The following is a 6,935-nucleotide window of genomic DNA, read 5'->3' on the forward strand; positions in this document are numbered from 1 at the left end:
CAGTTCGCGTTCGCTCATTAAAATCAGTCCCAAAATCCGCATCCCAAATCTCGTTGCAATCAACGAGAAGGTGACACAGCGACGTTTCTACTTTGCAGAAACAGGACATTTTAACTTTGCGGCTACAGCCGTGAGTTGCATAAGTTTAATTATGGAACTCACGGCATCGATGCAGGCTTTCACCCCAGCGTCGAGTTGAAGGCGCCGCCATCGAGCAGAAGGTTCTGCCCGACGATGAAGCCGGCATACTGGCTGCACAGGAAGGCGGCTGCCGCGCCGAATTCCTCCTTGGTGCCGAAACGGCCGGTCGGATTGGCGGCATGGGCTTCAGCGCGCGCCTGTTCGATGGAGATGCCCTTGGTTTCCGAAGTCTTTTCCAGAAATCCCTTGATCCGGTCGGTCTCGTGCGAGCCCGGCAAGAGATTGTTGATGATCACGCCGTGGCGCGCCACCTGCCGGGCGGTTCCGGCGACAAAACCGGTAAGGCCGCTGCGCGCGGCATTCGACAGGCCGAGCTGGGCAATGGGGGATTTCACCGAGCCGGATGTGATATTGACCACGCGGCCCCATTTGCGCTCGACCATGCCGGGCAGGATCGCATTCATCAGATAGATCGGTGTCAGCATATTGGCATTGACCGCCTTCAGCCATTCCTCCTCGTGCCAGTCGGACCACAGACCGGCCGGCGGCCCGCCGGCATTGTTGACCAGAATATCCGGTTGCGGTTCGGCAGCCAGAAGTTCCTTGCGGCCCTGCTCCGTCGTCACATCCGCCGCAACGATCTGCACCTTGACGCCGTAGGTATCGGCGATTTCCTTTGCCGTCTCGCGCAGCACCGCTTCCGTGCGGGCATTCAACGTCAGGTCAACGCCTGCTTCCGCCAGCTTTTCCGCAACGCCGCGACCGAGCCCTTTTGAACTCGCGCAGACGATTGCCCGCTTACCCCTGATTCCCAGATCCATTCTGTCCTCACCTGTCCTTCATTCTGTCAAGCGGCCTGCCGCGCAAGAGCGGCAACATTATCGCAAAGACGGTCAATTTCATCCGTTGTGTTCAGATAGCTGACCGACGCCCGCGCAATCTCATTGAGGCCGCGCGCCGTCATGTCGAGCGGTGTGTAGGGTATCCCATTTGCCGCAATTGTAATCCGCTTTTCCGCAAGTCTGCTGCGAAGAACCTGTGGCGCAATGCCCGCCACCGTAAAAGAGACCAATCCGGATTTCTCGGTGCCGAGATCATGAATCGCAACACCGGGGATGGCAGCCAGCTGATCGCGCAATTGCCCGGAAAGCGCCCTGATCCGCTGGCGGATTGCATCCACGCCGAGGCTGCGCACCTGTTTCAGCGCCGCTCCCAGTCCCAGCAGCAGGGCGATGGGCTTCTCACTTGTCTCGAAGCGCTGCGCATCCGTCCGCACGTTAGGTCCGTCCTCGCCCCATGTCGAGGAAAGGACATCGAGATAGGCCGGTTCGAGTGTTTCGATAAAGGCCTTGCGCAGATAGAGGATGGCCGCGCCGCGCGGGCCACGCAGAAATTTTCTACCGGACCCCTTCAGCATGTCACAGCCGATGGCGCTGACATCCACGGGAAGCTGACCGAGCGCCTGCGCCGCATCGATGAAATAGGGAATGCCCGCCGCACGCGTGACCCGGCCGATGGCAGCGGCATCGTTGATAAGCCCGCCATTGGCGGGAAGCCAGGTCAAGGCAACGAGGCGAACGCGGTCATCGATCATGGCAGCGAGCGCATTGGCATCCACACTGCCGTCCTCATTCACGGGGATGGTCTCGATGCATGCACCCGCTCTTTTCGCCGCCGCCTGCATCGTCGACAGATTGCCGCCCCATTCCTGACGACCGACCAGAATGCGGTCACCCGCCACGAGCGGCGGCAAAGCGGCAAAGGCCAGTCCCCAGGCGGCGGAACCGCTGCTGGAGAAGGCAATCTCGGCAGGCGCCGCGCCGATGAGACCGGCGGCATCCGCCCGCGCTTCATCGATCAGGCCTGTCGCATTCGCCGCAGCTTCCATGGGGCCGTAGAGCGATTCACGCTGGAGATGTTCGGTCACCGCCGCCAGCACTGCATTGGAAGGCAGCGAAGAGCCGGAATGGTTGAAGTGGGTGCTGATGGCACACCCCGGCGTCTCCGAGCGGAGCTGTTCAATATCGAGCGTTTGGGTCACCGTCAGCCCTCCAGTTCCACCAGTGCATCCACCTCGACAGCAACGCCGCGCGGCAATGAGCTGACGCCGACGGCGGCACGGCTGTGACGCCCCGCATCGCCGAACACCGCAACCATCAGGTCCGATGCGCCATTGGCCACCTGCGGGTGCTGGGTAAAGTCAGGCGTTGCCGCCACGAAGACGCCAAGACGAACGATGCGCCGCACGCTGGCAATCGTCCCGTCGGTGGCCGCGGCAATCTGCGACAGCACGTTGAGCGCCGCGATCTCGGCTGCCCTGCGGCCTTCCTCAAGTGAAACAGACGCGCCGACAACACCGAGGACGGCATTCCCGTCATCGATACGGCTGATCTGCCCCGATATGCTCAACAGGGTGCCGGCGCGGACGACCGATATATAATTGGCAACAGGCACGGACGCGACCGGCAGGTCGTGACCGAGGGTTGCAAGCTTCTCTGCTATGGTGGCTGACATCATCATCTCCGGCTGACTATGCCGGCATCATCAACGGCCCTGCTCCGCAGGTCCAATTCAAAACACTGGCGTCACTGATCGATCTGGCTAATGTCTGCAAACCCGGATAAGCTGATGACACGCAGTCGAAAGCATGAGGCGAAATGCGCTCCTCCACCACCTTGCCGCCGTTGCAGGCACTTCGAGCCTTCGAGGCCGTCGCGCGGCTGATGAGCTTTCGCCGGGCAGGCGAAGAACTGCTCATCACGCAAAGCGCCGTGAGCCATCATATCCGCCAGCTGGAAGAGTTTCTCGGCCTGCCGCTGTTTGTCCGCAAGGCGCGCAGCATCGCCTTGACACCGGAGGGCGAGGACTATCGCGCCCGCACCGTCGATGCATTCCGCCTCATCGCCGCCGCCACCGCAGACCTGCGCGGCAGGAACAAGCGCACAGTGGTCCGCATCAGTCTGTTGCCTTCCTTTGCCGCCAACTGGCTTGTCTCGCGCCTGCACGGGTTTCAATCGCTGCACCCCGACATCGGCCTCGAACTCGATCCCACCCTGCGCAGCGCGGACATTGCCGCCGGGGAGGCCGACATCGCCATCCGCTATGGCGACGGAAACTGGCCCGGGGTCGATGTGCGCCTGCTCATGGCCGAACAGCTCAGCCCGGTTATCAGCCCGGCACTTCTGCAATCGGACAAAGCCATTGAGACGCCGGAGGACTTGCTGCGCCACACATTGCTGTTCGCCAGGAAGCCCGTCGACTGGCAGGTCTGGGCCGATGCCGTGGGCCTTGATCTGTCCGGCGCCCGCACCATCCAGCTGACGGACTACAACATCACCCTGCAGGCAGCGCTGGACGGTCAGGGCATTGCCATCGGCCGCATGCTGCTGATCCGCGATCACCTGCGGACCGGGCGTCTGGTACAGCCATGCGCGCAGACGATCACCTCCACCCGAACCGCCCATTGGCTGGTGACACCCAAAGGGGCCAGGAGCGCTTCGGCGGCCCAAATATTTATCGATTGGCTGATCGCGGAAACCGCAAAGGCATCCAATCAGAGCAATGGAGAAACCGGCAATGCCCTATGAACTCTATTACTGGGACGGCATACAGGGACGTGGCGAGTTCATCCGGCTGGCGCTGGAAGAAGCCGGTGCCGCCTATGTCGACATCACCCGCGAAACCGGCAGCGGGCGCGGCACATCCGCAATGATGCGGATGCTGAAAGGCGCCGATACCTCGCACACGCCGTTCGCACCGCCTTTTCTGAAAGACGGCGAACTGCTTGTTTCACATGTCGCCAATATTCTCTTCTATCTCGGACCCAAACTCGGTCTGGTGCCGGAGAATGAGGGATTGCGCTATGCCGCCAATGGCCTGCAACTGACCGTCACCGACTTTGTCTGCGAGGTGCACGACACGCATCATCCGATTGCCACCGAGCTTTACTACGAAGATCAGATGGAAGCAGCGAAGGCACGTTCGACCAGCTTCATCGACCATCGTATCCCGAAATATCTCGGCTATTTCGAGCGCAACCTTGCCAATAATCCGGACGGTGACAGGCACAGCGTCGGCAACGGGCTCAGCTATGTCGACCTCTCATTGTTTCAGGTGATCGAAGGGCTGAGATATGCCTTTCCCCGCGCAACGCGGTTGTTTGATCGCCAGTATCCCCTACTGGTGGCGTTGCGTGATCGGGTCCGGGAGCGGCCCAACATTGCCCGCTATCTCGCCTCGCCGCGGCGTATTCCCTTCAATGAGTCAGGCATTTTCCGTCATTACCCCGAACTCGATCAGGACGCCGTCTAGGCGCGTTTGAGAACAACGACATTCTTGCCGTCGGCGCAAAGACGCTGCGCAGCAGCGTCGTGAAACGGTTCATCGGCCAGGGGAATGCGCCTGGCCTCCCGCCGCGCCAGCTGCAGAACGGCAGGCGGAACATTCCTGCCGTAAAAGATCGCATCGGCCATTTGCAGCAGACGCATGGCTTTGAGTGTCAGAAGCTCGGGGTCATTGCTCTCGACCGGGATGACAGCCACCGTGCCGGTTCTGGAATTCCGGGCATTGGCGATCTGCATCGCCCGTGCCTGCAGTTTGGCCTTTTCATCGGGCAATGGGTCCACGCCAAAGGCGCGATTGACAAAATCCTCCCAGAACAGCCTGCGCTGGCGACCGGGCTGCAACGCCCCGGCAATATGGCCGCGCAACTGTTGTGCCAGTCGCGCCCAGGCTGCCAGCGATGCGGGCAGGACCGTCTCGATCCGCCGGCGGATCGCCTGCCCCAATATAGGTGCTGCGCCATCGGTCGATATGCCGACCACCACGGGCGAACGATTGACGATGGTACCAAACTGAAACGCGCAGAATGCCGGCTTGTCGATGACGTTGCACGGCACACCGGCTTGCGTCGCCGCATGCAGGAATGCTTCAGCCTCCTGTTCCGTCGCGGCGTCGGCAACGGCGATGGCAGCACCGTGCAAATCCGTTGCCGACCACCTGCGCGCATGATGGACGAACGGTCCTGCCGCAATCAGGGCGGACATTTCCTCGCTCATGGCTTCGGCGTAGACATGAACCTCGGCGCCCGCCGCTGCCAACAGTTCGGCTTTCCATGCGGCTGCGGCGGTTCCGCCCGCAACGACACCGCGCTTGCCCGCAAGGCTGAAAAACACCGGCAGCACCGCCAGTTGCCCGATACTGCCGGGGCGTGGGCTATTCTGCGGCCTGGACAAGATTTGCATCGACAATCCCCCTGATTTCGGCACGGCAGGAGCCGCAATTCGTCCCCGCCTTCAAAGCTTCGCCAATAGCTGCAACGGTCTGGCAGCCGCTGCGTGCAGCGCTGGCAATCTCGTTGCGGCCGACGGAAAAACACGAACAGACAATCGCTCCCTTGTCAGGCATATCCCTGCCGGGCCGTCCCGCCAGAAGCTGGAAACGGTTCTGCGCAGCTGCAAAGCTCTGCGACAGTTGATCGCTGGCCCAGCTGCGCGACACAGCTACGGGCTGACGACCTATATAAAGCGCGCCGATCAAGGCATCACCGGCAAAGACAGCCGTGCGATGCTGGCCATTCCTTGCATCGTGATAACGCAGCAGCGGTACTCCCTCGCCGCAACCGAACAATTCTCCGGCAAACATCGCCCAGTCATCCGGCTCGTGAAGACCGGCAAGTTCGATCCGGTATCCTCCATTGGCCTTGGCAAGTGCCCAGTAATCCGCCGCAATCGTCCGGGGCTTGTCACGCAGGACCGCGAACCCGTACCAGAGAGCTTCGAAAGACTGGATATCCACCCTTGCCATCTTCAGTGCAGGCTGGCCGGAAACCGGATCGGTACGCGATGTCACCAATGTGTCCACCCGGGCACTACCGGCAAACTGGTCGGTCCAGTGCATGGGCACGAACACACTGCCGCGCGACTGCCTGTCCGTCAGCAGGGCTCGGACGATGATGCCGCCGTGATCGTTGTACAACCGGACAAGGCTGGCATCGGCAATTCTCAGTCCCACGGCATCGAGCGGATGTATCTCCGCAAAAGGTTCGGCGAAATGCGCGGACAGGCGCGCGCTTTTTCCCGTGCGCGTCATCGTGTGCCAGTGATCGCGGACACGCCCGGTGTTCAACGTGAACCTTTTATCAGTGGTGTGGGTATCAACCGGATGCACCGCAATGAACCGCGCCCGGCGATCAGATGTGAAAAAGCCGCCTTCCCCAAAAAAGCGCCCGCCTGATGAACCATTGCGCTGGCTTTGCGGCCATTGGAATGGCGAGAGCCCGTCATAGCCGGTTGCGGATATGGCTGCCTGGGCAGCTATATCGAAATCACGGCTCCCCTCATTCTCCACCCCTGACAATGCGGCGTGTTCGGCAAAGATCTGCGCAGGATTCTGGTAGGCAAAGGCGGCGGCAAACCCCATGCGTTTCGCCACTTCGGTGATAATCCACCAGTCCGGCCTTGCCTCGCCGGGCGGAGGCAGAAACGGCCGCTGCCGGCTGATACGCCGTTCCGAGTTCGTGACCGTTCCGTCCTTTTCGCCCCATCCGGCCGCAGGCAGCAGCACATGGGCATAGACGGTCGTATCCGTTCTTGCATTGATGTCGGAGACCACGACAAACGGGCACGTCTCTAGCGCCTTGACCACGAGATCAGCTTCCGGCATGGAATCGGCCGGGTTGGTCGCCATGATCCATAAAGCCTTGATCCGGCCATCGCCCACAGCCTTGAACAGATCGACGGCCTTCAGCCCCGGCCGCGTTGCCATAGCCGGGGCTGAAGGCCGTCGATCTGTTC

Annotated in this window: 8 protein-coding genes; 3 read left to right on the forward strand and 5 right to left on the reverse strand. The window is 61.4% G+C overall.

The genetic code is table 11. From position 1 onward, the window contains the following. Positions 1-199 (forward strand): hypothetical protein (locus tag RDL77_RS24470; RefSeq protein ID WP_288195089.1); only part of this gene is annotated, 199 nt, incomplete at its 5' end. On the opposite strand, the gene RDL77_RS24475 is transcribed toward RDL77_RS24470, so the two are convergent. From RDL77_RS24475 to RDL77_RS24485, 3 genes are read right to left on the reverse strand one after another with little or no spacing between them, the layout of a single operon-like run. After that, positions 180-962 carry an SDR family oxidoreductase gene (locus RDL77_RS24475; protein WP_288195090.1) on the reverse strand — a complete coding sequence of 261 codons (783 nt, stop codon included), beginning with the start codon at positions 960-962 and terminating at the stop codon, positions 180-182. The two genes, RDL77_RS24470 and RDL77_RS24475, sit on opposite strands and share 20 nt — an antisense overlap. A 26-nt stretch (positions 963-988) precedes the next feature. Continuing rightward, positions 989-2,182, reverse strand: a complete 1,194-nt coding sequence (locus RDL77_RS24480; RefSeq protein WP_288195091.1) for an aminotransferase class V-fold PLP-dependent enzyme — start codon at positions 2,180-2,182, stop codon at positions 989-991. A 2-nt stretch (positions 2,183-2,184) separates the two neighbouring features. Next, positions 2,185-2,655 (reverse strand): RidA family protein, encoded by a 471-nt coding sequence (locus tag RDL77_RS24485; protein ID WP_288195092.1) that lies wholly within the window; start codon positions 2,653-2,655, stop codon positions 2,185-2,187. A 143-nt stretch (positions 2,656-2,798) separates the two neighbouring features. Between RDL77_RS24485 and gcvA the strand changes: the two genes are divergently transcribed. Together gcvA and RDL77_RS24495 are read left to right on the forward strand one after the other, a co-directional pair. Beyond that, positions 2,799-3,728: a transcriptional regulator GcvA gene (gcvA, locus tag RDL77_RS24490; RefSeq protein WP_288195093.1), complete on the forward strand. Its 930-nt coding sequence runs from the start codon at positions 2,799-2,801 to the stop codon at positions 3,726-3,728. Next, entirely contained in the window at positions 3,718-4,452 is a 735-nt protein-coding gene (locus RDL77_RS24495; protein ID WP_288195094.1) for a glutathione S-transferase, read from the forward strand. The genes gcvA and RDL77_RS24495 overlap by 11 nt, the downstream gene beginning before the upstream one ends. On the opposite strand, the gene RDL77_RS24500 is transcribed toward RDL77_RS24495, so the two are convergent. Both RDL77_RS24500 and RDL77_RS24505 read right to left on the reverse strand, forming a co-directional pair. Beyond that, complete coding sequence (locus RDL77_RS24500; protein WP_288195095.1) at positions 4,449-5,384, reverse strand: NAD(P)-dependent oxidoreductase; 936 nt, start codon at positions 5,382-5,384, stop codon at positions 4,449-4,451. The two genes, RDL77_RS24495 and RDL77_RS24500, sit on opposite strands and share 4 nt — an antisense overlap. After that, the coding region (locus RDL77_RS24505; protein WP_288195096.1) for a molybdopterin-dependent oxidoreductase at positions 5,356-6,935 on the reverse strand (1,580 nt) is incomplete at its 5' end. The genes RDL77_RS24505 and RDL77_RS24500, both read right to left, overlap by 29 nt.

This window comes from uncultured Phyllobacterium sp. (assembly GCF_902479695.1).
GTDB classification, from domain to species: Bacteria; Pseudomonadota; Alphaproteobacteria; order Rhizobiales; family Rhizobiaceae; genus Phyllobacterium; species Phyllobacterium calauticae.